Annotated in this window: 22 protein-coding genes; 15 read left to right on the top strand and 7 right to left on the bottom strand. The window is 40.2% G+C overall.

Features of this window, described 5'->3' with window-relative positions; all coding sequences use genetic code 11:
* Nucleotides 1-6: 6 nt before the first annotated feature.
* Complete coding sequence (gene aceR / locus HLH16_RS08870; protein WP_171529050.1) at nt 7-897, bottom strand: HTH-type transcriptional regulator AceR; 891 nt, start codon at nt 895-897, stop codon at nt 7-9.
* Nucleotides 898-981: 84 nt separating this feature from the next.
* Here aceR and aceI point away from each other — a divergent pair, with 84 nt between their 5' ends.
* Entirely contained in the window at nt 982-1,422 is a 441-nt protein-coding gene (aceI, locus tag HLH16_RS08875) for a chlorhexidine efflux PACE transporter AceI (protein ID WP_171529051.1), read from the top strand.
* Between the two features lie 110 nt (nt 1,423-1,532).
* On the opposite strand, the gene HLH16_RS08880 is transcribed toward aceI, so the two are convergent.
* Nucleotides 1,533-3,041, bottom strand: coding sequence for an acetyl-CoA C-acetyltransferase (locus tag HLH16_RS08880; RefSeq protein ID WP_171529052.1), 1,509 nt, complete (start codon nt 3,039-3,041; stop codon nt 1,533-1,535).
* Between the two features lie 241 nt (nt 3,042-3,282).
* On the opposite strand from HLH16_RS08880, the gene HLH16_RS08885 reads away from it, so the two are divergent.
* From HLH16_RS08885 to dnaX, 5 genes are all read left to right on the top strand, one after another.
* On the top strand, nt 3,283-4,674 hold the full coding sequence (locus HLH16_RS08885; RefSeq protein ID WP_171529053.1) for a 3-oxoacyl-ACP reductase: 1,392 nt from the start codon (nt 3,283-3,285) through the stop codon (nt 4,672-4,674).
* A gap of 171 nt (nt 4,675-4,845) precedes the next feature.
* A complete protein-coding gene (locus tag HLH16_RS08890) occupies nt 4,846-5,700 on the top strand; it encodes a MaoC family dehydratase (protein WP_171529054.1) in 855 nt (284 codons plus the stop codon).
* A gap of 86 nt (nt 5,701-5,786) precedes the next feature.
* Nucleotides 5,787-7,037, top strand: a complete 1,251-nt coding sequence (locus HLH16_RS08895; protein WP_171529055.1) for a serine hydrolase domain-containing protein — start codon at nt 5,787-5,789, stop codon at nt 7,035-7,037.
* 102 nt (nt 7,038-7,139) lie between these two features.
* Nucleotides 7,140-7,601 carry a copper resistance protein NlpE N-terminal domain-containing protein gene (locus HLH16_RS08900; protein ID WP_171529056.1) on the top strand — a complete coding sequence of 154 codons (462 nt, stop codon included), beginning with the start codon at nt 7,140-7,142 and terminating at the stop codon, nt 7,599-7,601.
* Between the two features lie 134 nt (nt 7,602-7,735).
* A complete protein-coding gene (dnaX, locus tag HLH16_RS08905) occupies nt 7,736-9,829 on the top strand; it encodes a DNA polymerase III subunit gamma/tau (RefSeq protein WP_171529057.1) in 2,094 nt (697 codons plus the stop codon).
* 2 nt (nt 9,830-9,831) lie between these two features.
* Here dnaX and HLH16_RS08910 read toward each other — a convergent pair whose 3' ends face one another.
* Both HLH16_RS08910 and HLH16_RS08915 read right to left on the bottom strand, forming a co-directional pair.
* Nucleotides 9,832-10,269, bottom strand: coding sequence for an acyl-CoA thioesterase (locus tag HLH16_RS08910; RefSeq protein WP_171529058.1), 438 nt, complete (start codon nt 10,267-10,269; stop codon nt 9,832-9,834).
* Between the two features lie 189 nt (nt 10,270-10,458).
* Entirely contained in the window at nt 10,459-11,619 is a 1,161-nt protein-coding gene (locus HLH16_RS08915; protein WP_171529059.1) for an iron-containing alcohol dehydrogenase, read from the bottom strand.
* Between the two features lie 116 nt (nt 11,620-11,735).
* On the opposite strand from HLH16_RS08915, the gene HLH16_RS08920 reads away from it, so the two are divergent.
* The 4 genes from HLH16_RS08920 to HLH16_RS08935 are packed head-to-tail and all read left to right on the top strand — an operon-like array spanning nt 11,736 to nt 15,486.
* Nucleotides 11,736-12,269, top strand: coding sequence for a low molecular weight protein-tyrosine-phosphatase (locus HLH16_RS08920; RefSeq protein WP_171529060.1), 534 nt, complete (start codon nt 11,736-11,738; stop codon nt 12,267-12,269).
* A 4-nt stretch (nt 12,270-12,273) separates the two neighbouring features.
* A complete protein-coding gene (gene murB, locus HLH16_RS08925) occupies nt 12,274-13,308 on the top strand; it encodes a UDP-N-acetylmuramate dehydrogenase (protein WP_171529061.1) in 1,035 nt (344 codons plus the stop codon).
* A 7-nt stretch (nt 13,309-13,315) separates the two neighbouring features.
* The gene (locus HLH16_RS08930; protein WP_171529062.1) at nt 13,316-14,443 is read left to right on the top strand and encodes a YdcF family protein; all 1,128 of its coding nucleotides are present in this window, start codon (nt 13,316-13,318) and stop codon (nt 14,441-14,443) included.
* Nucleotides 14,443-15,486 (top strand): alpha/beta hydrolase, encoded by a 1,044-nt coding sequence (locus HLH16_RS08935; protein ID WP_171529063.1) that lies wholly within the window; start codon nt 14,443-14,445, stop codon nt 15,484-15,486. The genes HLH16_RS08930 and HLH16_RS08935 overlap by 1 nt, the downstream gene beginning before the upstream one ends.
* An 85-nt stretch (nt 15,487-15,571) precedes the next feature.
* On the opposite strand, the gene HLH16_RS08940 is transcribed toward HLH16_RS08935, so the two are convergent.
* Both HLH16_RS08940 and HLH16_RS08945 read right to left on the bottom strand, forming a co-directional pair.
* On the bottom strand, nt 15,572-17,242 hold the full coding sequence (locus HLH16_RS08940) for an FMN-binding glutamate synthase family protein (protein WP_214646658.1): 1,671 nt from the start codon (nt 17,240-17,242) through the stop codon (nt 15,572-15,574).
* A gap of 527 nt (nt 17,243-17,769) precedes the next feature.
* Nucleotides 17,770-18,768 carry a helix-turn-helix transcriptional regulator gene (locus HLH16_RS08945; RefSeq protein WP_171529064.1) on the bottom strand — a complete coding sequence of 333 codons (999 nt, stop codon included), beginning with the start codon at nt 18,766-18,768 and terminating at the stop codon, nt 17,770-17,772.
* A gap of 243 nt (nt 18,769-19,011) precedes the next feature.
* Here HLH16_RS08945 and HLH16_RS08950 point away from each other — a divergent pair, with 243 nt between their 5' ends.
* The 5 genes from HLH16_RS08950 to HLH16_RS08970 all read left to right on the top strand — a co-directional run bounded on the left by HLH16_RS08950 (nt 19,012) and on the right by HLH16_RS08970 (nt 23,274).
* Complete coding sequence (locus HLH16_RS08950) at nt 19,012-20,565, top strand: circularly permuted type 2 ATP-grasp protein (protein ID WP_131291999.1); 1,554 nt, start codon at nt 19,012-19,014, stop codon at nt 20,563-20,565.
* 24 nt (nt 20,566-20,589) lie between these two features.
* Nucleotides 20,590-21,192, top strand: a complete 603-nt coding sequence (locus tag HLH16_RS08955; protein WP_171529065.1) for an alpha-E domain-containing protein — start codon at nt 20,590-20,592, stop codon at nt 21,190-21,192.
* Nucleotides 21,189-21,968, top strand: a complete 780-nt coding sequence (locus tag HLH16_RS08960; RefSeq protein WP_171529066.1) for a transglutaminase family protein — start codon at nt 21,189-21,191, stop codon at nt 21,966-21,968. The genes HLH16_RS08955 and HLH16_RS08960 overlap by 4 nt, the downstream gene beginning before the upstream one ends.
* A gap of 26 nt (nt 21,969-21,994) precedes the next feature.
* On the top strand, nt 21,995-22,735 hold the full coding sequence (locus tag HLH16_RS08965) for a proteasome-type protease (protein WP_131292004.1): 741 nt from the start codon (nt 21,995-21,997) through the stop codon (nt 22,733-22,735).
* A 125-nt stretch (nt 22,736-22,860) separates the two neighbouring features.
* The gene (locus tag HLH16_RS08970) at nt 22,861-23,274 is read left to right on the top strand and encodes a BLUF domain-containing protein (protein WP_171529067.1); all 414 of its coding nucleotides are present in this window, start codon (nt 22,861-22,863) and stop codon (nt 23,272-23,274) included.
* A gap of 64 nt (nt 23,275-23,338) precedes the next feature.
* Here the strand turns inward: HLH16_RS08970 and alr are convergent, their stop codons facing one another.
* Nucleotides 23,339-24,406, bottom strand: coding sequence for an alanine racemase (gene alr, locus HLH16_RS08975; RefSeq protein WP_171529068.1), 1,068 nt, complete (start codon nt 24,404-24,406; stop codon nt 23,339-23,341).
* Between the last annotated feature and the right edge of the window lie 257 nt (nt 24,407-24,663).

A 24,663-nucleotide genomic window follows, 5' to 3' on the forward strand; every position in this document is an offset into this window, starting at 1 on the left:
GCCTGTCTATTTTGTGTTTTTTCGCGAATTTCTGATGTGATTAATCAAAAAACGAGCAGCTGCCCCCAGTTGACTTTCCCGACTCCAGACCAAATCAACAAAATATTCGAATTTAGGACTGAAATCTAAAAAGTTAAGAATTTTAAGTTGCTGCTTAATATGTGGATTTTGATTTAACATTTCCAAAGGTAAAACGCCCCAGCCCAAACCCTGCATAATCATGGAACAGGCAGACAGATTATTGTCTGTACGCCAATATTTTTTTGAAAATAACAATTCAGGTTTAATGGTGCGGTCACGACTGGCCACCACAATTTGCCGGCTTTGCAACATTTGCTCATAGCTGACTTGTTCAAATGCAGCTAAAGGCGAATCAATTGCAGCGACCGGTACCAAGGCTTCACGTTTCAGTTCGACAAACTGCTCACGACTTTCCAATTGTTCACGTTCAAACATCAGTGCCAATTGCGCCGTCTGATTGAGCAGCATTTTTAAAGCATCCTCTTGCGGTGCTGAAAAAATATTGATTTGCAATTCGGGGAACTGTTTTTCGATCAGTGAAATATAGTCAGTCCAATGTGTGTGTAACAATTCGGATACCACCACAATATTCAAACTTGATTCCAAGCCTTCGCTTAAGGCAAAAGCATGTTGTTTCCACTGATTGATTTCGATTAACAGTTGTTCGGTTTTTTCATACAAGGTCAGCGCTTGTGGGGTTGGAACAGGCTCACGTCCAACACGATGGAACAGCGATAAATTTAGATCAATTTCTAGATTGGCAATTGACATACTCACCGCAGAAGGGACTTTTCCCAGCTTTCTCGCGGCAGCAGAAAATGAACCGCTTTCAATCACGGTCTTAAAAATAATTAGTTGTTCTTGGTTAATATTCATCTATCAAAACTTTTGAAAGAATCTAATTCGATTAATCAATAATATCAAAATAAAATGCCTTCACCCCAATGAATGAGTATTAAAATGTTTTTTTCCAAAAGAAGGATTTTCCATGCGCTGAGTTATGAGATCATCCTGTTGGTCATCATTGCGATTGCTTTAAGCTTTATTTTCGATATGCCGATGGAGGTGACTGGAACACTCGGTGTTGTGATGGCGGTAACTTCAGTATTTTGGAATATGACCTTTAATCATTTCTTTGAAAAGTTTGAAGCCAAACGTCAACGGAAAAGAACGGTTGGTGTGCGTATTCTGCATGCGATCGGTTTTGAAGGTGGCCTGATGTTAGCCACCATTCCCATGGTGGCTTATGCGATGGAGATGAACATTGGGCAGGCCATTATGCTCGATTTGAGTATGACCCTGTGTATTTTGGTTTATACCTTTATTTTCCAGTGGTGTTATGACGCTATTGAAAATCATTTAAGACTCAATCCGACTCATCAGCAATTAAAGGGAAATTAATTATTGCTATATAAGTGAATCATTTTGTTATTAACATAAATGGCGAATTAAAAATCCCTCGAAAATTAAACTTCCGAGGGATTTTTGCTTACAACGTGAAATTAGCCAGATTATTTTTCAATAATCGCTGTTATACCTTGACCACCCGCAGCACAGATCGAAACAAGCACACGACCTGAACCTTTCTGGTTAATCAGTTTTGCTGCAGTCGCGATAAGACGACCGCCAGTTGCAGCAAATGGGTGACCAGCTGCTAAAGATGAACCTTTAACGTTCAATTTGCTACGGTCAATAGAACCCAGTGGAGCATCCAAACCTAAACGCTCTTTACAGAATTTTGGATCTTCCCAAGCTTTCAATGTAGAAAGGACTTGCGATGCAAATGCTTCATGGATTTCATAGTAGTCGAAGTCTTGAAGTGTAATACCTGCACGTTCAAGCATACGTGGAACCGCATACGCAGGTGCCATCAATAAGCCTTCTTTTTTCTCAACGAAATCTACTGCAGCCGTTTCCTGGAATGTCAGGTAAGCAAGAATTTCGTGACCATTTTCTTTCGCCCATTCTTCAGAAGCTAACAGTACACATGATGCACCATCAGTAAGCGGAGTAGAGTTACCGGCAGTCATGGTACGCGCATCGCCTTTACCAAATGCCGGTTTAAGTTTTGCCAGTTTTTCTGCAGTTGAATCAGGACGCAAGTTGTTGTCACGTTCTAGACCTAAGAATGGGGTGATCAAGTCATCGAAGAAACCTTCTTCATATGCAGCCGCCATTTTTTGGTGTGAAGATGCAGCAAGTTCGTCTTGCGCTTCACGAGAAATACCCCATTCAAGTGCAGTGATCGCTTGATGGTCACCCATAGAAAGACCTGTACGTGGCTCACCATTTTTAGGTGCATCCATTAAATCTTTCAGGTTGATTTTAGTTAAAGCTTTTAAACGGTCTTTAGCTGTTTTTGCAATGTTCAATTCAAGTAAAGCTTTACGTAAACCATCACCGAACGCGATTGGTGCATCAGAAGTAGTATCTACACCACCAGCAACACCGACTTCAATTTGACCCAAGGCAATTTTATTGGCAACCAAGAATGCAGCTTGTAAGCCAGTACCACAGGCTTGCTGAATATCGTAAGCAGGTGTTTCTGGAGCAAGTTCAGTGTTTAACACACATTCACGAGTCATGTTAAAGTCACGGCTGTGTTTTAAAACAGCGCCTGCAACTACTTCGCCTAGGCGTTGACCTTGCAGGTTGAAACGTTCAACCAGACCATTCAAAACTGCGGTAAACATGTCTGAGTTAGAAGCAGTGAAATAAGCGCCGTTTGAACGAGCGAAAGGAATACGGTTACCACCGATAATAGCAACGCGGCGAACAGTGTTTTGACTCATGGATTTATCCTGTTGAACAGCGGTTTGAATTGTAGATTCAGATTTTTTTGTAGTGGAAGCAGTACTTTTACTACGCGGCGACGTTGAACGAGGTCGGGTCGTCTTGCTTGCTGATTTTGTGGCAGTGCCAGAACTTTTAGTTGTACGCGTGGTACTTTTTGATGTATTTGACATAGTTTCCGTAGCAGAATTTTCAACTGTTGGATTTTCTTGAGTTGTATTGCTCATAAGGCTTTTCCAAGCATTTTACGGTATTCTTGGCGTGTACATTAACACAATTTAAAAACAGCTGAATTGACTGCAATGACATTACACAAAGCATTCAGGTCAAGACATCCATTGTTTAACTCAAGTATGATTCCATGGAAACTGATGGATGTATTGAAATATAAGACTCTAGACATCATATTGAAGTTAAAAGGATATCTTTAAATCCATCAAAAATTAATTTGTATGAGAGATAATAAACATGACTGACCAATACCAAACATTCGCAAAATCTCCTATTGGTAAATTTGTCATCAAAAATTTAGGTTTGCCATCACCGATTTCTTTAGATCGTTTTGAATCGGCAACTCCGGTGGTTAAGGGGGCAGTTTTATTTGGTGCTGCGCCATCTTCAACTTTATCGGGTTCAATTGCGCAAGTTCTTGCAAATATTCATGCCAACAGCTATGCAGGTAACAATACTGAATTACAACAAGCTGCTGCAAAAACAGGTTTAAGCCTGAGTGCATTTAATGAAGGTGACAAAGAATCTAAGTTTAAAGCAGTGATTTTTGATGCATCGGGTATTCAAAATTCTGAACAACTCAAAGAACTCTATAACTTTTTTAATCCGATTGCACGTCAAATCCAAACGTCTGGTCGTGTTGTAGTGGTCGGTATCACCCCTGAAACTGCAAAAACAGTAAAACAAGCCATTGCACAACGTGCACTTGAAGGTTTTGTGAAATCTGTCGGTAAGGAATTCAAGAAAGGTATTGCGGCTCAACTGGTTTATGTCGATGAAGGTGCTGAAGCAAACCTGGAATCTACAGTTCGTTTTGTATTGTCTCCACGTTCTGCTTATGTGTCAGGTCAGGTGATCCGTGTTTCTAAAGCAGATGTTGTAGATATCGACTGGGCAAAACCACTTGCGGGTAAAACAGCTGTTGTCACAGGTGCGAGCCGTGGGATCGGTGAAGCGATTGCCCATGTATTGTCACGTGATGGCGCGCATGTGATTTGCTTGGACGTTCCACAACAACAGGCTGACCTTGATCGTGTTGCCGGTGAAATTGGTGGTTCGACTTTAGCCATTGATATTACAGCAAGCGACGCTGGTGAAAAAATCAAAGCTGCAGCAGCTGCTCAAGGCGGTCTGGATATTATCGTGCATAACGCAGGGATTACCCGTGACAAAACTTTGGCAAACATGAAGCCTGAGTTATGGGATCTGGTGATTAACATTAACTTATCTGCAATTGAGCGTGTCAATGATTACCTTCTTGAAAATGATGGCTTCAATACAAATGGTCGTATTGTGTGTGTATCTTCTATCTCAGGTATCGCAGGTAATTTAGGTCAAACCAACTATGCAGCATCTAAAGCGGGTGTCATTGGGGTGGTTAAATTCACTGCGCCATTATTGAAAAATGGTGTAACCATTAACGCCGTTGCACCTGGTTTTATTGAAACTCAAATGACAGCTGCAATTCCATTTGCGATTCGTGAAGCAGGCCGCCGTATGAACTCGATGAGCCAAGGTGGTTTACCTGTCGATGTTGCTGAAACGATTGCATTATTTGCATCTTCTGCTTCTACAGGTTTAAATGGCAACGTGGTTCGTGTGTGTGGTCAAAGCTTGTTGGGTGCTTAATACTCCCCCTAAATCCCCCTTTTTTAAAGAGGGGACTTCTCCTCCCTTTTTAAAGGGAGGTCGGGAGGGATTAATTGATCTGGAGATATTATTTATTTTAAAAACCCTCTCTCTAACTCTCTCCCTAAAAGGGAGAGAGGACTTCTTAAAAGAATTTAATAAAGGTTCAGTATGAATACTCGCCATTTTAGTCAACTTCCAAAACCTTATTTAGCCTATCCGAAAGTGATTCAAGGCTTGATTTTTAAAAAGCCGAAGGGTGAAAAAGTGCTACCGCAAGTTGAATATGTGGTGGATTCATTCAAGGTCGATCAAAAACATCTCAAAGCTTACAACGAAGTCTGTGGCTTTAAAAATAACGGTTATATTCCTGCAATTTATTTAGCGGTGCTGTCGCAAAGCCTGCAAATGCACATGATGACCACTGAGGCTTTTCCATTTGCGATTTTAGGCTTGGTACATATTCGTAACCAGATTAAGCAGACTCGTAAAGTTGGGGTAAATGAACAGCTGACGTTGTCTTGCAAGTTTGGTGAATTGCAGCCACATGACAAAGGTATTCAGTTTGACTTTATCACCACTGCAAAAGTAGGCAATGATGTGGTAATGGAAGGTACAACCACTTATCTAGCGCGTCAAAAAACCAATGGCAAAGTTGCAGCAAAAGTGGCTGAATCAAAAGCACCTGCGTATGAAATGCAAGCAGAATGGAATGTATCGGAAAATACCGGTCGCCGTTATGCCTTGACTTCGGGTGATTTTAACCTGATTCACATTCATGCCATTACCGCAAAAGCCTTTGGTTTTAAACAGGCCATTGCCCACGGCATGTGGAGCAAAGCCAAAGCACTTGCGAGCTTGACGCTTCCAGACAGCTATGAAGCGGATGTTTGGTTTAAATTGCCGATGTATTTACCTTCAAAAGTTGAGTTTTTAACTGCCAATAAAGGTAAGGATATTGAATTCCTGATTCGAAATAGCAAGAATCAAAAACCGCATGTCTCGGGTCGTATTAAAGCCTTATAAGACCAAAGCCTAAGTCACTGCTGATTTAGGCTTTTTTGTTTTAAGCTCTGGGTAAATAATGACTGGTTTAGGGAAAGCACAGTTTAATGAACACAATAAAACAATATATCTTCGCCAATACAGAAAATTATCAAGGCATAGTGGATAAGCGTTTTAAAAACCTCGCCAAACAATTTAGCCGGATGCAGGATGCACGGACTGAACAAGGTGGGGCAGCTCTAGTGGTGTATTTTCAGGGACAAAAAGTCGTTGATATTTACACAGGTAAAAAATCAAAAACTGAAAACTGGCAATCCGATACTCTGTCAGTGTGCTATTCCACTGGCAAAGGTGTACTTTCGACACTGGCTCATATTTTAGTGAGTGAAGGTTTCCTGGATTACGACACGCCAGTTGCACAGTATTGGCCTGAATTTGCACAGAATGGTAAAGAAAAAATCACTTTAAGACATATCCTCAGCCATCAAAGTGGCTTATATGACATTCGTAATCATATTACTGATGCATCGGAAATGGCGGATTGGAACCATATGCTGGATGTCATTGCCAAAGCCAAACCACGCTTTGAAATAGGTATAGATGCCGCTTATCAACCCTTAACGTTTGGCTGGCAAGTAGGGGGAGTATTAGAAAAAGCCACTGGAAAATCTTTATCGGATTTAATGCAACAGTATTTGGTTGAACCTTTAGCTTTAGATGGCGCGTACTTTGGCGTTGCAGAATCTGAGTTGGCTCGGGTTGCAAGACCATTGGCAAAATTAAGAACAGAACCAAAACCTGCATTACAAGCAAAACCGAAACCAAAGAGAGCTTCAGTCTTCGATAAGGCAATTGAATGGTCAGGACAGAACCCTCAAGATTTTCAAGATGCCATGATTCCCAAAGGGATGAAGAAATTTAGTTTTTTTAGTGATGAAGGTTTAAAAGCGGTGATTCCCGCTGCAAATGGAGTTTTCACCGCGAATAGTCTGGCAAAAATTTATGCCATGCTGGCGAATTCTGGTGAATGGAACGGTCAGCAATTGATTCGTCCTGAGATCTTTAAAGCTTTAAGCACAGTTCAATATACCCAGCGTGACCGTATTATGCCCTTACCGATGCATTGGCGTTTGGGCTATCACCGGGTTTTAACTTTAGGGAAATCATCAACAGGTTTCGGGCATATGGGTTTTAATGGTTCTGGTGCATGGTGTGACCCTGAACGTAATCTAAGTTTCGCCTATACCCATAATTTTGCTACAGGTTCGATCACGGGTGATTATCGTCTGTGGGGTTTAACCCAAGAAACCTTACGTTGTGCAGATGCGGCATTAAAAGGGCGTAAGGGCTGGTTTTAAGCAGCATATTATTTGGAAATGTAAATGCATATTCTGAAGGCATAAATTCGGTAAAAGTGTGATATTTTCCTCATACCAAAATTTTTAGCTTAAGTTGTGCTGATGAAAAAGCCGATTCTTATTCCCTTAATTGCTTCTTCTGTGTTGTTGGGCTGTCAGGATTCTAAGCAAACGAGTAGTGAAAGTAACAAGCAGGAAAATACTGTCGCAGAGCAGAAAGTCATAGTTGCGAAATGGGTCGGGAAATATCAAGGCACGACGCCGTGTATGAGTTGTATTTCACGTTGTGAGGAATGTCCCGGCATGGCTGTAGATTTAGTGCTCAATCAGGACAAAACCTATATTTTAAAACGTGAAAGTTTAAGTGGTCATAATGAGATCGAAACTATTAAAGGTAATTTCCGATTTAGCAATAGCGAACAGACCCAACTGGAATTAATGCAGGTCAAAACCCGCAATTTAATCTATGTCGATTTAGATCAGCAACTGCTTGAAATTCTGGAAGATCAGACCGGTAATATTTATAACGCGGAAGATGATTTTATTTTAGAAAAGAAGGTTTAGTCCATTTGTTTAAGTTATTGCAAAATCGAAAAAATAGTTCTACTTATCTCGCATTTGATTGAAGGCTTTTGCAGATTGTTCATTCACTCTTCGTCAAAAAAACAGTATGCTTAGACCTGTAAAAAGGAGCATACATGTATCAAGTACTTGCGCGTAAATATCGTCCACGTAATTTTAATGAACTGGTTGGACAAAACCATGTGTCACGAGCACTGACCAGTGCCTTGGAACGTGGTCGTTTACACCATGCGTATTTATTTACCGGCACACGTGGCGTAGGTAAAACGACGATTGCACGTATTTTGGCAAAGTGCTTGAACTGTGAAACTGGGGTGACCTCTACACCGTGTGAAGTATGTCCAACCTGTAAAGCAGTCAATGAAGGTCGTTTTATTGATTTAATTGAAATTGATGCTGCCTCTCGGACCAAAGTTGAAGATACACGTGAACTACTGGATAATGTTCCGTATGCGCCAACACAGGGTCGTTTTAAGGTTTACCTGATCGATGAAGTGCATATGCTCTCTACGCATTCATTCAATGCGTTACTGAAAACACTGGAAGAACCACCTGAACACGTCAAATTCCTTTTTGCAACGACCGATCCACAAAAGCTTCCAATTACCGTCATTTCCCGTTGTTTGCAATTTACCTTGCGTCCGCTTGCTGTAGATGAAATTACTGAACATCTGACGCATATTTTAAATCAGGAACAGATTCAGGCAGAACAAGACGCAATCTGGCAAATTGCTGAATCTGCACAAGGTTCACTCCGTGATGCATTGTCTTTAACCGATCAGGCGATTGCTTATGGTCAAGGTGAAATCCAGCATCAAGATGTCAAAGAAATGTTGGGCTTGATTGACCGCACCATTATTTATGATCTGGTTTTGGCGATTCATCAAAATCAAAAGCAGCGTGTAAGTGAATTGTTGATGCAATTCAGACAACAGGCTTTAGATGTTTCGCTGGTTTTAGACCAGTTGATTTCTACTCTGCATGAATTGGCTTTACTGCAATATTTGCCAGATTTAAGCCTGAAATATAGTGCTGAAATTAATAAAAAAATCATGCAATTGTCGCAGCTGATTTCAGCACAAGATTTACAATTGTATTATCAGGTGGCTTGTAAAGGTCGCTCAGACTTGCAACTTGCTGTGACCCAAGAACAAGGCTTTGAAATGTGCGTGTTACGCTTACTTGCGTTCCGTCCATTGCAACCGAATGAAGTTTTGGTCTCGGCACCACAGCAGGTTCAGCAACAAGCGCCACAGGTCGCCGTTCAAGCGCCGGTGCAAAATGCACAACCATACGTTGAAGAATATCAAGCACCCATTGCAGAAATTCAATTATCAGTAAGTTCGCAAATTCAAGAACCATCTTCAGATGATTTCTTGGATGAACCGATGCCTGAGCTTACTGAGTCAAATTCAACTGCAAGCTCAGATCAAATTGTCTTTGATCCGGCTTCGGAAGATGCATTATTTGATTTAGATGAATCGAATGATGACATCAATGCTGTAATAAATAGCGCTGATCAAGAAGAAGCAAGCAGTGATGATTTCCTATTTGATGAAATCGCACCGTTAAATGATGGGTTAGAAGCGGAAATGGTAAAACCACAAGATGACCTTGCTATAGCTGCTCAAGAGGATGATTTATTCTTAAGCCAAGAACAAATGCCGATTGAATCGGTATCTGAAGTTGCAGCAGTCAAGATCGTCGATGAGCCGATTCTTGAATTAGAACAACCGAGTCTTGAGGAAAAGCGAGTTGCGGTTGAAACTGTATCGGCTCAAAATTCAAACTTGATGCCCCAAGATATTTTAAGACTTGCCCCTCAACAGCTTGAAGGTGATTGGACCGTAGATAAGTGGGAATACTGGTTTAGAAATAGCACTTTAACGCCTGCTGTGCAGGAATTGGCACAACAAGGGGTAATGACCGGTCAGATTGATGGTGAATCATTATTTCAGATTCCGCCGCAATATGAACAATTGTTGAATCAGTTACAACATGCCTTAGAGCAAGCCTTGAAAACTGAATGGCCCAATACGCATTTTCAGGTCAAATATGCCGAAGTTGAAACAACCACGCCGTATAGCATGCAAAATCAACGTAAAGAAAAGGCCTATGCACGTGCTTCAGAGCTACTTCATGCAGAAGTAGCGGTGAAGGATCTTCTGCAAAACTTTGATGCTGAAATACAGAATATTCAACTCAAATAAGTTTATTCATTTACACAATATTGAGATAAAGCATCCCGCATTTCGATTGGAATCGGGGTGCTTTTTCGTGTCTGGCGATCCACAAAGACATGTACGAAATGACCTTGTGCAGAGGCGACATCATGGAACGGTTTAAAGATCGCTAAATCATATTGCACGGATGAATTGCCAAGTTTGGAAATCACCACACCGACCTCAATAATTTCAGGATAAGAAAGTTCCTGAAAAAAACTGCAGGCTGAATCGACCACCAATCCAATCACTGGGGAATATCGAATATCAAAGTCTGCTTTTTCAATCAGTAAGGCATTGGCTGCAGTATCAAAATAACTGTAATAGGTAACATTATTCACGTGACCATAGATATCATTATCTGACCAGCGCGTTTGAATGGGCAAGAAGTATGAAAAATCCGTGCGTTGTTTTGGTATTTGCTTCATTGTGATTTTATTTTCTAGAGGTCATTTATGTTCATTTGTACTGTTAAAAATCAATGAATGCAAGCGGGTAAAAGCAAGGCCATCTACAGGCGAGTAAAGGACCTTGCGATATTGTTTTTTATTTATAAGATTTTTTGATTACAATAAAAAAATCATTTAAAAATGATTTGAAGATAAATAAAAAACAAATTATGCATAAATAGCTTCATAAATTTGTCGGGCATCCTGCAACTGGAGTTCCCGAGGATTATTTTGTAAAAGTCTGGTTTGCAACATGGCATCATTGGCCAATTGCTCAAGCTTATTTTCCGGAACATTTAAATCTTTCAATTTTAAAATCAAACCGCTTTTATCGAGATGATTTTGCATATGATCAATAAATAAATCGCATAAACCATCGGTACTGCCGGTACTTTTGGGATCCAACCAGCACATCAATTCAGCATAGAGTTGCTTTGCATTGGGTGCGTTAAATTTTAAAACTTCGGTTAAGACCAAGGCATTGCTATGACCATGCGAAATATGAAAATGCCCACCTAAGGGATAAGCCAGTGCATGTACCGCAGCGACTGGAGCATTAGCAAAAGCTTGTCCGGCAAGCATTGAGCCGACCAGCATATTTTGACGTGCTGCCAAATTCTGCCCATCTGCCAAGACCAGGCTTAAGTTGTGATTCAGCAGTTTTAAAGCTTGTTTGGCCAACATATCTGCATAAGGATTCTTTTTTATTTTTGAGGTATAGGCTTCAATGGCATGCACCATCGCATCTATGCCTGTTGCCGCAGTAATGTGAGCTGGCAAATTTTGGGTAAATGTGGCATCTAAAATGGCCACGTCAGCAAATAAAACTGGCGAGACGATTCCGGTTTTTGTGGTTTCACCGGTAGTGACAATAGAAATAGGCGTTACTTCAGAACCGGTACCTGCCGTAGTGGGAACTAAAAATAAGGGCAATCGCGGTTGTTTTGTATTATTGACGCCATATAAATCTTGCAACGTTTGCTGCTGCTCTGGATGTGCCAAAACCGAAATGACTTTGGCTACATCTAGAGAACTTCCGCCGCCAAAACCTAAGACAATATCGACATTTTCATTCTTTGCGAATTGAACAGCGTCTAGAACAATATGTTCTGGTGGGTCTGCTTGAACGCTAGAATAAATCACATAATCAAGATGAATAGTTTCCAATATTTCAATAATAGGTAAATGCAATTGCTGTTGAATCATTCCAGCATCGGTGACCAATAATAGTTTTTTATAGGGCTGCTGTTGCAACAATTGCTTTAACTCATAGATCGAGCCGAGCCCTGAAATAATATTCGAGACGGTCTGGAATTGAAAATGGCTCATCTATTGCATCCTTTTTGATATCAAATTCAAGATTATTGTTTTAGCGTTCTATAGGATTCATCCCATAAATAACTTAACATAAGACACCTGAAAATAAAGCAGTTATCGAGGTTGTTATGTCATCCAAAACGCCATATAAGGTGTTATGTGTGTGTTTAGGAAATATTTGTCGCTCTCCCACGGCAGAAGTTGTGCTTAGACATTTTTGTGATGAACATCAGCTCAATATTGTGATTGATTCAGCGGGAACCAGTAATTATCATCCCGGAAAAGCGCCCGATGAACGTAGCCAGAAACATGCGTTAAAGCGTGGTTATGATTTATCAGCCTTGCGTGCGCGCCAATTAAAGCCTCAAGATTTCATTGAATTTGATTTGATTTTGGCAATGGATCATGAAAATTTATCTAATATTCAAGCTCTTTCAGATCAAGCACATATAGAATATGGTGCAAGTCAAATTCGGTCAAAAATTGCATTGATGAGTGAATACGATCAAACTTATCTCAAACAAGCTTTACCAGACCCGTATTATGGCGGGGTGGAGGGTTTTGAGCGTGTACTTGATCAGTGTGAATCGAGCAGTTTGGCGTGGGTCAGTATTTTCAAAAACAGTTTTCAAACAACAGATCGATGTGAAATAAAGGTTTAAGCACATGAATATTCAAACACAAATTCAACTTAAGCCTTTTAACACCTTAAGTCTTGATGCCACTGCATCACATTATCTTAAAGTGCAGTCCCCAGAAGAATTGGTAAATGCCTTAAATTATGCCAAGCAGCATCAGTTAAATGTTTTGATTTTGTCGGGTGGTAGCAATATGTTATTGCCTGAACATATTCATGCGCTTGTGCTGCATATGGATATTCAGGGTATTGAATATCTTGCTGAAGATGAGCACAGTAAGACCATTCGTGTCGGTGCAGGGCAAATCTGGCATGACTTTGTATTGTGGAGCACAGCACAACATTTGTATGGCTTACAAAATCTGGCTCTTATTCCGGGTTTAGTCGGTGCATCTCCAGTACAAAATATCGGGGCGTATGGCGTTGAAGCAGGCGAGTTCATTGAATCAGTTCAGGTTTATGATCGCCAATTAGAAAAATTCAGTACTATTTTGGCTGCAGACTGTGATTTTTCATATCGACATAGTATTTTTAAAGATGATCCCAATCATTTTGTGATTACTCATGTGACTTTTAAATTGCTTAAGCACGCGAATCTAATGTTGAATTATGGTGATCTTAAGCAAGCAGTGGGTGCTGAGCAAACAGCTGAAAACCTGCAAAAGCAAGTAATTCAAATCCGTCAAAGCAAATTGCCCGATCCAAAAGAATATCCCAATGTAGGAAGTTTCTTTAAAAATCCGATTGTTTCAGAACAGCTTTATGCTCATTTAGCACTATCATTTCCGAATTTGCCCCATTACCCTCAGGCGAAAGGTGGCGTTAAAATTGCAGCAGGTTGGTTGATTGATCAATCGGGTTGGAAAGGTAAACAGCTGGGTATGGTAGGGATGTTCCATAAACAAGCCCTGGTTTTGGTGAATTATGATCAGGCGACTTTGGCTGATGTGAAAGCCACTTATCATGCCGTACAACACGATGTGCAGCAAAAATTTAATATTTTATTAGAACCTGAACCGGTACTGTTTGATGAAACCGGTTTAATTCGTTCACATTTGGAATAAGAAAATTATGGTGAAATCGCATTGGATGGTTCGATTGGTACAAATAGCATCCGTGTTATTTGTTCTTTTCGGCTGTTTCATGGTTTTGATTTATTCGCCCTTTTATTCAGGCTGGGTGGTGAAAGCCCTGAATAGTTTTGTTCCTGTTGAAGTCAATCAAGTGGCTGCGAAAAGTCAACAAATGGCTGCATTGAGCGAACATGAAAATCTGGAGCCGGGTTCCAAATTGTGGATTGCTCGACAAGCCTATTTAAAGTTGATGGAAGAAGCAATCCAAAACCATGATTCGCAGAATTTGACGGTGATTCAGGCACGTTATAAAGCCTTGCAACAAATGATTGAAGAAGCGCAACAGGACGAAAATGATGATCAGGAAAAACCACGTATTCCGTTGCTTGCAAAACCCGTAGATGAAGAAGTAACACAAGAAGATCCCGCTCAAACAGTTAAAGATTTATTGGACTTGAACAGTACTGAAAATAAAGCGTTGATGGAAAAATATGTGGAATTTCTTCGAACGCATAAAATTGAACAGGAGCAAGTCGCTCAAGAACCTGTCGATGAAACCATTTACCAAGATATTGCATTAATTCACGAACAGAATGAACAACCACCGCTGCAAAGTTCAAAACCTTATGCCATTGTGGTATTAGGTGGTGGACTCACTCTGGATAAAAACGGCAAAGATATTGTGGTGAATGATTACACCCGTTTGCGCCTAGAAAAAACCTTAGCCATCGAAAAAGAATATCAACTTCCGATTGTACTCAGTGGTGTGGAAGCACCGTATATGCAGCGCTGGTTGAAAGAACATGATGTAAATGCGAAATTGCTGGAAGATCGAAGCATGAATACCTGCGAAAACTCGCGTTTTAGCTCGTTGTTATTGCAAAAAAAAGGTGGAGCACCGAGGGTGATTTTAATTACCGATCGTTATCATATGCCGCGTACGCGTCGTTTATTTGCCTTAAATGGTATTGAAACGGTGCCTGTTGAAGCGCCTATGCCGACACATCTGACACGCTGGCGTCCAAGTGAACAAAATTATGATCATAGCCGCCGTGCCAATTATGAAATGTTAGCCACGATTCGTGATCTCTGGTTTGGTTCCAGTGATTGCCGGGAGGTGCCTTGATGCCAGATATCCCATTTTTAAATCCCAGCATTTTAAAACAGTTGGATTTACCGGTTCCGAGTCGAGAAACCACGCCCCAATTGCTTGAGGCCTTAAACCTGAATAAGCCTTATCAACCTTCAGTGGAGATTCAGGCTTATCGTAAGTTATACGGTATGCATTTACTGGATTGTGAGCATTGGCAAGGCTATGTACAAATGCCTTTGTTTAAATTACATGTACAGGTATTCCAACCGAATTTAGCCAATATTGCTTTTAATAAAATACGTGGAACGGTACTTTTATTGCATGGCTATCTGGAACATAGTGGTATTTATCAGCCTATTATTCGTGAGTTGCTGGAACAGGGTTTTAGTGTCATCACCTATGATTTGCCCGGTCATGGGTTAAGTGATGGTTCACCTGCAAATATTAAGAACTTTGATCATTATCAGCAGGTTTTGCACGCTGTTTACCACTACGTTAAAAATGCCAGTCAACTCCCTAAACCGTGGTTGGGAATTGGTCAAAGTACCGGCGGTGCCATTTTACTGCATCATTTATTGGAATTTGCGGAGCGTCGTGAAAATCCATACGTAGAGCGCGTGTTATTACTTTCTCCACTGATTCGACCGGCGAAATCGGCCTGGTGGCATAATTCTGTGGGTTTGGGCATTATTCGCCGCATCAAGCGTCAAGTGCCACGTCATTTCAGACGCAATAACCACAATCCAGAGTTTCTACGTTTTGTGCGTTTAAAAGATCCTTTGCAGCCCCGTATGATGGGCATGGACTGGATTTTGGCCATGTCTAAATGGATGCAAGAGATGGAAGCGCGTCCGGCATGTCGTATTCCTGTGTGGTTGGCGCAAGGTGCGCAAGATCAGACCGTGGACTGGCGTTATAACATTGAGTTTATTCGTCGTAAGTTTCGGCTCCAGACCTTGTTGATGCTGGAAGAAGGTTCGCATCAGTTAATTAATGAACGTGCTGATATTCGTGCAGCATTAACGGGTTTAATTCCGGCATTTTTACATGCCCAAAGTTCAGATGGTTATTATTGATTTTCTATTTAATCAATGCATAAGAGAGGTCATATTGACCTCTTTTTTATTGAACATATGAGCTTATTTTTAGATCATGCAAAGTTTAAAATTGTTCGGCATGGGCTAAATTCCACATTCGAAAGTAAAAGTTTTCGGTATCTTTCGCTTCGCTGCTGAGTAATTCGCCTTCTTTTAACCAGAAATGTAATTGCTCATAGTTTTTAATTTCCCGGTCGTTAATGCGCTGCGCTAAATGATGGGCTTTAATATCAGCCGGATGTTTCAAGCCCGCAGCTGCAATCATCTCTGATAATGCACGCAGGGTATTTTTTTGAAAATTCAACACACGAACTGCCTTGGTGGGAACATGTAGGGCCATTTGACGCTCTTGATCCTGGGTGGCTACGCCGACAGGGCATTGGTTGGTATGACAGCTTTGCGCCTGAATACAACCGACAGCGAACATAAAGCCGCGTGCCGAATTTACCCAGTCAGCTCCAATCGCCATGGTGCTGGAAATATCAAATGCACTAATAATTTTACCACTGGCACCGACTTTAATTTGATTGCGTAAGCCTGCACCAACCAAAGTATTATGCACAAACAGTAAACCTTCTCGTAAAGGCGTACCCACGTGGTCAATCAGTTCAATCGGGGCAGCACCACTACCACCTTCAGAACCATCCACCACAATAAAGTCCGGCACAATTTGAGTTTCCAGTATGGCTTTGACAATACTCATAAATTGCCAGGGCTGACCAATACAGAGCTTGAATCCAATCGGTTTGCCGTCAGAGAGTTCACGCAGTCGCTGAATGAAATGCATCATTTCAATCGGGGTGCTAAATGTCGAATGTTGTGAAGGAGATACACAGTCATGTTCACGACTCACGCCACGAATTTCGGCAATTTCTGCTGAGATCTTACTTTTAGGTAAAATACCGCCATGTCCGGGTTTTGCTCCTTGCGATAACTTGATTTCAATCATTTTGATTTGCGGTAACCGGGCTTGTCGGGTAAATTTTTCCGGATCAAACTGGCCATCCAGCGTACGACAGCCAAAGTAGCCACTGCCCAGTTCCCAAACAATATCTCCTCCATTTTCCAAATGATAAGGACTAATGCTGCCTTCACCGGTGTCATGGTAAAAATTGCCCATTTTCGCGCCCAAATTTAAAGCACGAATGGCATTGGCACTAAGGCTGCCGAAACTCAGGGCAGAGATATTCATAATGGAAGCACTATAGGGCTGCTGACATTGATGATTGCCGATTTGAATACGAAAACTTTCAGGGTCAGCAGGTTTGCATGGGGTAATAGAATGGGTGATAAAACGATAGTCTTGCTGATAGACATTAATCAGGGAACCGAAAGGTTTATCGGCATTTTTATTCTTTGCCCTTTGGTAAACCAGGTTGCGTTGCATGCGTGAAAATGGCAGGGCATCTTGATCGTCTTCAATAAAATATTGACGAATTTCAGGACGAAAATCTTCAAAAATAAAGCGGAAATGTCCCATGAGGGGATAATTTTTTAGAATTGAATGTTGATTTTGCAAGATATCATATACGCCAACCAGGGTAAGGATTCCTGAAATCAGCCATAAAGAATTCAGAAAGGGATCTGAAAGAAAATAATGAATAGATTGAGGTTCATAGATAATACGAAACCAGCTAATCGTTAAGGTAATAAAAATACAGCTAAACCAGACTGAGTATCGTGAGAAAAAAGTATTTAAAAGTCTATGTCTGACGGCTTGGGCTGGAACTGGCATTTTCATGTTTTCCATCGAATTCTGCATAACATGAATCTGCCTATTTTATATACACTTCACAAGTTCTGATTTGTAAAATCCAGATGTATAAGTGATGGATTGGCGGCTTTAAAGATAAGTATGAGCTGTACAAGTTTCACCTAAATTAAATTAAGGATTGGATATATACAGTATATGAACAAGGGGAAATAGAGATTCAGAATAAATGCTTAATCAATATTCAGCTTAAAGTTTCTGATCTTATGATTTCTCAATCGTTGGATTATGGACTACATTGGTTTCATGTTAGCAACAGAGGTAATGTGTATGACGATGAAATCAATTCGATATAATACTGGAGATTTGGCGTGCTAAAGCACAATATTTGCTACTCCACAAATGAAATCAGCCGCCATCAAGCTTTGTATCGGGGTGAGAAAATAAAGCTTGATGTTCTTGAAGCCCATAGTACGACAATAAAAATAGATTCAAACAGAAATATCCTATAGTCCCAATCATTGGGACTTTTTTTATTTCAGTTATTTTCTTTAATCCGTGATTTGACGAACCGCATTCGAGACTTCAATCGGCTCAATATGCTGAATTTTATGACCAAAACTTCTTAACCACCATGCCAGTTGTGAGGTAAAAGGCACGGTTGCGGTCACTTGGGCCAAACCATTGTCCAGTTTTTGGATGGTCTGGTCTTTACTGAGTTGGCTCTCATCAAAATAATGGGCATCTTCTTCAGACATAATTAGTTTTAATGCCACATTTTCGGTCGGCTTGGTATAGTCGACTCTAAAGCCTAATGCACCAGAGTCGATATAAGCATCAATATCAAAGTTAACCGGGTGCATCGCGCGCGAATTTAGTACGATTGCTGATCTAAAACGGTGCAGAGCAAAGGTCTGAATGTCGGTTTTATCATGGCGGGTACAGATTAAATAAATAATTGCGCCTTTTTGTACCAAAGCTAAGGGGTTCAAAATATAAGTTTTTTCTTCACCTAAGTGACTACGTCCCTGATAAACACATTCCAGTTGTTTGTCTTGCAGTAAGCCTTCATAAATGGCTTGTTGCGCCAGTTTATCTACTATAGGCGGAATGAGAGGTTGGGTAGCTGGAACAATACGAACCCGGTTAATCCATTGTCGTACATTGTTTTGGGTAGAGAGACTGCGACGTGCCAAATCAAACCACGGGTTCATTTCCTCAATCAGGCTAGGCGGCAGCAAATGCTTTAAATGTTCTTCCACCATCATAAAGGTGACCGCTTGAGAACTGGTCATATGCGGCAAGCTTTGAATAGGAGCATCTGAGCGCCAACGCCAGCCTTGAGGCACGGTTTTACTGCTTTCTATGGGAAAGCGCAGCGAGATCTGATTTAAGTCACGTTGAATGGTACGTAAGCTGATATCAATACCTTCACGTTGCAAAATTTCTTGTAACTCTCGGGTACCCATCCACTTCCCGGTGGAAAGACGAGATAAAATTTGCCATTGTCGGTACAGGCTGTTCGAGGTTTCTTTTTCTTGTGAGGACATAACTTAAATTAAAAATCGAGTAGCTTGTTTATATCTCCATTGAATGCTGAACACAATAAAAAACCTGAATATTTTTCGCAATTTTGCCATTGAGTTCATCTACATTTCAAAACATATTTGATCGAAACGACCATTGAATAACATATAAATTGATGAATAAATAGACAAAACCGATAAAAGGATTTTTATTGGCATATTTGTTGCTTAATTGCATTCAAAATAAATAACAATTAAGAGGGTTGTATGCTTAAAGAAAAGGATCGAACAGATTTAACGTCTACGGTTGAAAGTTTTTCTCATCCTGCGGGAACGAATATAAATCCATCCATAGGAGGGTATAAGAATCATTCAAAAATAAGCGGTTTATTTCAGCAGCTTAAATCTCATTTTTTTAATGAACTGGTGGATGATCAAAGCATGTCAGGGGAAACCTGCAGTAAAATAGAACATTGGTTATCACAACACAGCATTGATGAATTAAAGTTGTTAAACCAGGCAGCGAAAGATCACTTTTTGTATGAAGGCATTACTTTTACCGTCTATGGTGAATCGGAAGGGATTGAGAGAACCATTCCTTATGATTTAATTCCGCGGGTGATTGAGAAAAAGCAATGGAATAAAGTTGCATTGGGTTGTTCGCAACGGGTACGTGCACTGAATCTGTTTTTACACGATATTTACCATCAGCAAGATATTTTAAAAGCCAATATTGTGCCTGAACTGCAAGTGCTGACGCATGAAGCCTATCAACCGCATATGTATGCACACGACTTAAAAGGTAAAATTTACAGTCAGATTAGCGGGATTGATATTATTCGTGACCGTCATGGCGAATTTTATGTGCTGGAAGATAATTTAAGAACGCCATCAGGTGTGTCTTATATGCTGGAAAGCCGCAAGATCAGTCAAAAATTAATGCCCGATTTATGCCAGCAAAACAACATTTTGGGCATTGAACAATATCCGCAATTACTCAAAGAAGTTTTGGCTGAAAATGCCTATGTCGATAAGCCTTTTATTGTTGTGTTAACGCCGGGACGTTATAACAGCGCCTATTATGAGCATTCTTTCCTGGCAAGGGAAATGGATGTGCCTTTAGTGACATCACGTGATCTTTTTGTAGAAAACGATAAGGTTTATGTCAAAACCATCCGTGGAAGACAGCAGGTTGATGTAATTTATCGTCGCGTGGACGATGCATATCTAGATCCATTGTGTTTTATGCCCGATAGTACTTTAGGGGTGGCGGGCTTGATGTCAGCTTATTTACGTCACAATGTTGTGATTGCCAATGCACCCGGTACTGGTGTGGCGGATGATAAATCGATCTATCCTTATGTCGATAAAATGATTCATTTCTATTTAGGTGAGCAAGCAATCTTAAAAAATGTGCCAACTTACCAATGCCGCGAAGCTCAAGACCTGGATTATGTCCTATCCAACTTAGAGCAATTGGTGGTGAAAGAAGCCCAAGGTTCGGGTGGTTATGGCATGTTGATTGGTCCACAAGCCTCGAAAAGTCAAATTGAATCATTTAGAGACAAAATTATTGCTACACCGAATCTGTATATTGCGCAGCCGACTCTGGATTTATCGGTGTGTCCAACCATGACCGATTTTGGGGTTGCAGAGCGTCATATCGATTTACGTCCCTTTGTGCTCAGTTCACCTTATCGGACGGAAATCGTACCCGGTGGTTTAACACGAGTGGCAATGCAAGCCGGATCTTTAGTAGTGAATTCTTCACAAGGTGGTGGAGTTAAAGACACATGGGTTGTCGATAATCTTCATTCTTAAACATCTAACCATGGGAAAGAAATCATGATTTTATTAAATAGTAATGCTCAACATATTTTTTGGTTAGGTCGATACTTAACGCGTATTCAATATTTGTGTAGCCAATTTCCATTTCATAATAACCAGGATGCATTGGAATATGCACATGCATTTTGCTTGCCCGCTTTTGATGCAAGCTCGTTAAATACATTATTGCTTGATACCGAGCAACCCTCATCTTTTGGTCAGCAATTTCAACACGCCAAAGATAATGTTCAGGATTTACGTGGAATATTTTCTGCAAAAGCGTATGCAGAGCTCAATCAACTGATTAAAAATGCGACTGAAAATGTAACTTATATCTGCGATGTGGCTGGAGAATGTCAGGATATATTAGAAGCAGAATCGGAAGATATCTTTCTGTTTTTTACATTGGGAAAGAATATTGAGCAGTTAGACCGACAGCTTCGACTTAAGCAAGATCGCACCATCACACTTGAAAGTATTGATAAAACTGTGGATTTATTAAGCCAGATTGGCTGGAATGGAGTGGACAGCGCTTGGCAGCAACTGAAATTAAATCCGGATAGTATGAATTTTTATCATTTCAGTGACTATGTTCAACACTTATTTGAGGTGGATGCATGAAGCTGATGATTAATCACCAAACCCATTACCAATATACTGATCAAGCGCGTAACAGCATTCAATATATTAAGATGACTCCGACCACGAATGTGCATCAGCAAGTACATTCGTGGAATGTGAGTGTACCGGGTGAGAAACAAGTTAAATCTGATGCTTTTAATAATGTCTGGATCACCAGTTCACAGCGCCAGCCTTATAGCCAGATGACCATTATGGCGCAAGGTATTGTGGAGATGAATCCGAATACCCAGTTTGGGATTGAAACTGCCGTCAATCCCAAATTATTTTTACAGCCTACACCAAGCACAATGTGTAATGCAGAAATGAAAAGTTTTGCAGAGCATTATGTTCCCTGGCTGAATCGAGCCAACTTAATGGTTTTGTCGGAGGCAATATTAAATTATATTCCTTATGTGCCTGATCGAACCTCTGTACAAACCTCTGCTATAGAAGCTTTCCAATATCGACAGGGTGTGTGTCAAGATCATAGCCATGTGTTTATTGCGATGTGTAAGTATTTAGGCTTACCTGCACGTTATGTATCGGGTTATTTATTTGTACCGAATACATCTCACCTTGCAAGTCATGCTTGGGCGGAAGTATTTTTTGAAAATTCGTGGTATTGTTTTGATACCAGCAATCAGTTGTTTGTGCCTAATTCGCATATATATGTGGCAATCGGTCGAGATTATTGGGATGTTGCACCAGTAAGAGGCATAAGAGAGCGTGGTGGTATTGAGTCTATGAATTCTATTGTTCAAGTACTCGCTTGCTGAAAATTTAAAAGTCATAAGGAGTTCTCATGACTTACTGTTGCGCGCTACGTTTAAAAGATGGTTTGGTCTTTGTTAGTGATACGCGCACTAATGCAGGTGTAGACCATATTTCGGTATTTCGTAAACTCTATACCTTTGGGGTAGAGGCTGAACGATTTATCACGATACAGACATCTGGAAATTTAGCGACAACACAAGCAGTTATTGGTCATTTGAACAATCACCTGGAACTTGGCCAAGAACCCAACTTATATAGTGTCAATACCATGTTCGAAATGGCAGAGTTGGTGGGGCAGACATTAAGAAAAGTCATTGCTGATGTTACCCAAGATGCTAATACGCACGAACAGAATAATTATTATTGTAGTCTTTTACTGGGTGGACAAATTAAAGGTTCAGAAATGGAACTTTATAATATTTATCCGCAAGGTAATTTTATTTGCGCAACGGAAGATACGCCTTATTTTCAAATTGGGGAAAGCAAATACGGCAAACCCATACTCGATCGGGCATTAATTTATGAAATGCCCTTAGATCAGGCAGTCCGTTGTTGTTTGATTTCTTTTGATTCTACTTTACGTTCCAATGTTTCAGTTGGGATGCCATTAGATACCATTGTTTATCATAAAGATTCCTTACATATTCCAAATGGCAAGCGAATCTATGAAGAAGATCCGTATTTTAGACAATTGAGTAAACAATGGTCAGATACTTTACGCCGTGGCTTACAGAAATTGCCTATTCCAACAGATGATTATCTAGATTAATTACCTGCTATTCACAGCTAAAAATACATCTGCTATATTTTATCCAATGGGTAAATTCCATTGGATATTTTTATCTTTTATTAATATTTATTTTTTATTTAAAAACAATAAGAAGGTATTGGGTCATGATATTTCAGCTATGTTATGCCAGTAAAAAAACCTCAAATGATGAAATTATTTTAAAAGATCTTCGGGATATTTTAACTGAGGCGAGAGATTTTAATACAAAGCATCAAATCCATGGGGTTTTGTATTATGCCGATGGGTATTTTTTTCAATGTCTGGAAGGCGAGGAAAAACATATCCTGACGCTTTTAAACAGATTGAGAAAAGATCCGAGACATCACCAAATTGTTTTGCTTAAAACATGTGTCTTGAAAGAAACTAACTTCTTTAATTGGTCAATGAAATACGTGGGGCGAAATAGTAAAATACAAAACTATTTTAAATCTTTGGGTTATAACAGTTTTGCCCCAAATCAGTTGAATGAAGAAAGTCAGGATGCTTTTTTGAGCTTTTTATATGATGTTGCAGCCTAGTGTGGCTTAATGCTTAGGTTAAAAAAACCCAAATTAAACTTGGGTTTTTTTACAATTTAAATATCTATTTTCTTCTTGGACGAGCACTGAGGCGGCACAAGAGCTCATAACCAATCGTACCATTGGCTTCTGCAACATCATCGACTAAGCGGTTTTTACCCCAAAGTTCCACTTCGGTGCCAATTTGTGCATCTATGCCCGTGACATCAATGGCAATCATATCCATGGCAACACGACCAATTACGCGCGTTGCTTGACCATTAATGGCGACATAGTTTTGTTTAGGGAATGCACGCGGGTAACCATCACCATAACCAATCGAAACAATGGCTAAATCCATTTCTTTTTCAGCAGTAAATGTTGAACCATAACCCACAGATTCACCGGCTTGAATATGGTTTAAAGCAATGATTTCAGCAGTAAATGTCATCACTGGTTTAAGGTCTAAATCATGTACCGATTGATCCGCAAAGGGCGATGCACCATAAAGCATGATCCCTGGACGAACAAAATCAAAATTCAATTCTGGCCATTTATAGATCGCTGCTGAATTACAGCAAGAAGCCATCACGGGTGCACAAGCTTCTTTAACCTGAAGGAATTGATTTTTTTGTTGTTCATTTAAAGGATGATTTTCTGCATCGGCATTAGCAAAGTGCATCGCTAAAACACAAGTAAAACCTTCGGCTTTAAGGGAGTTAATCACCTCAATAATTTCTGGGACTTTAAAACCCAGGCGGTTCATACCGCTATTGAGTTTGACCCAAACTTTTAAGTTTTTGCCAATATAGGCATTTTTGTATGTTCGCAACCAATCGAGTTGTTGTTGGTGATGTACGACGCATTCAATATTATTTTCAACCACAATCTGCATTTCATCTTCAGAAAAAATCCCTTCGATGAGAGTAATGGGTTGTTGATAGCCGAGTTCACGAATTTCAAGTGCTTCTTCAAGGCAAGCGACACCAAAGGCATCCGTTCCACTTAAGGCTGCTAAACAGTCTTTGACTCCATGTCCGTAAGCATTGGCTTTAACCATACTTACAATTTGAGCAGTTGGTACAAGTTGTTTAACACGGTTTAAATTATATTGCAGTGCTTCTCTGTCAATATAAACTGTTGCTTGGCGCACCCTAGTTACTCCTTGGGATTACATGAAACATTACAGCAATTTGTATAAAATCACTTATAAGCTATGATCAGAATATTATAGATATGCTTGTCATTTCACTCAAAAAGGAGTGTGGAACTTAAGCAGAATAGAGTGCTATATTGTATTCCTATGACTGAAAATAAACACTAACTTAAAGTATATTTCAATCAAATTTTAGATAACATTGTTTGATTCTATTATTAAAATATCAGGGCTAGCGACCTATTACTTTTTTA

This window comes from Acinetobacter sp. ANC 5378, assembly GCF_013004315.1.
Taxonomy (GTDB): domain Bacteria; phylum Pseudomonadota; class Gammaproteobacteria; order Pseudomonadales; family Moraxellaceae; genus Acinetobacter.

What these genes read in the sequence shown, in the direction of transcription:
- aceR (WP_171529050.1), bottom strand. Translation starts at nt 897, where the DNA reads ATGAATATTAACCAAGAACAACTAATTATTTTTAAGACCGTGATTGAA.
- aceI (WP_171529051.1), top strand. Translation starts at nt 982, where the DNA reads ATGTTTTTTTCCAAAAGAAGGATTTTCCATGCGCTGAGTTATGAGATC.
- HLH16_RS08880 (WP_171529052.1), bottom strand. Translation starts at nt 3,041, where the DNA reads ATGAGCAATACAACTCAAGAAAATCCAACAGTTGAAAATTCTGCTACG.
- HLH16_RS08885 (WP_171529053.1), top strand. Translation starts at nt 3,283, where the DNA reads ATGACTGACCAATACCAAACATTCGCAAAATCTCCTATTGGTAAATTT.
- HLH16_RS08890 (WP_171529054.1), top strand. Translation starts at nt 4,846, where the DNA reads ATGAATACTCGCCATTTTAGTCAACTTCCAAAACCTTATTTAGCCTAT.
- HLH16_RS08895 (WP_171529055.1), top strand. Translation starts at nt 5,787, where the DNA reads ATGAACACAATAAAACAATATATCTTCGCCAATACAGAAAATTATCAA.
- HLH16_RS08900 (WP_171529056.1), top strand. Translation starts at nt 7,140, where the DNA reads ATGAAAAAGCCGATTCTTATTCCCTTAATTGCTTCTTCTGTGTTGTTG.
- dnaX (WP_171529057.1), top strand. Translation starts at nt 7,736, where the DNA reads ATGTATCAAGTACTTGCGCGTAAATATCGTCCACGTAATTTTAATGAA.
- HLH16_RS08910 (WP_171529058.1), bottom strand. Translation starts at nt 10,269, where the DNA reads ATGAAGCAAATACCAAAACAACGCACGGATTTTTCATACTTCTTGCCC.
- HLH16_RS08915 (WP_171529059.1), bottom strand. Translation starts at nt 11,619, where the DNA reads ATGAGCCATTTTCAATTCCAGACCGTCTCGAATATTATTTCAGGGCTC.
- HLH16_RS08920 (WP_171529060.1), top strand. Translation starts at nt 11,736, where the DNA reads ATGTCATCCAAAACGCCATATAAGGTGTTATGTGTGTGTTTAGGAAAT.
- murB (WP_171529061.1), top strand. Translation starts at nt 12,274, where the DNA reads ATGAATATTCAAACACAAATTCAACTTAAGCCTTTTAACACCTTAAGT.
- HLH16_RS08930 (WP_171529062.1), top strand. Translation starts at nt 13,316, where the DNA reads ATGGTGAAATCGCATTGGATGGTTCGATTGGTACAAATAGCATCCGTG.
- HLH16_RS08935 (WP_171529063.1), top strand. Translation starts at nt 14,443, where the DNA reads ATGCCAGATATCCCATTTTTAAATCCCAGCATTTTAAAACAGTTGGAT.
- HLH16_RS08940 (WP_214646658.1), bottom strand. Translation starts at nt 17,242, where the DNA reads ATGCCAGTTCCAGCCCAAGCCGTCAGACATAGACTTTTAAATACTTTT.
- HLH16_RS08945 (WP_171529064.1), bottom strand. Translation starts at nt 18,768, where the DNA reads ATGTCCTCACAAGAAAAAGAAACCTCGAACAGCCTGTACCGACAATGG.
- HLH16_RS08950 (WP_131291999.1), top strand. Translation starts at nt 19,012, where the DNA reads ATGCTTAAAGAAAAGGATCGAACAGATTTAACGTCTACGGTTGAAAGT.
- HLH16_RS08955 (WP_171529065.1), top strand. Translation starts at nt 20,590, where the DNA reads ATGATTTTATTAAATAGTAATGCTCAACATATTTTTTGGTTAGGTCGA.
- HLH16_RS08960 (WP_171529066.1), top strand. Translation starts at nt 21,189, where the DNA reads ATGAAGCTGATGATTAATCACCAAACCCATTACCAATATACTGATCAA.
- HLH16_RS08965 (WP_131292004.1), top strand. Translation starts at nt 21,995, where the DNA reads ATGACTTACTGTTGCGCGCTACGTTTAAAAGATGGTTTGGTCTTTGTT.
- HLH16_RS08970 (WP_171529067.1), top strand. Translation starts at nt 22,861, where the DNA reads ATGATATTTCAGCTATGTTATGCCAGTAAAAAAACCTCAAATGATGAA.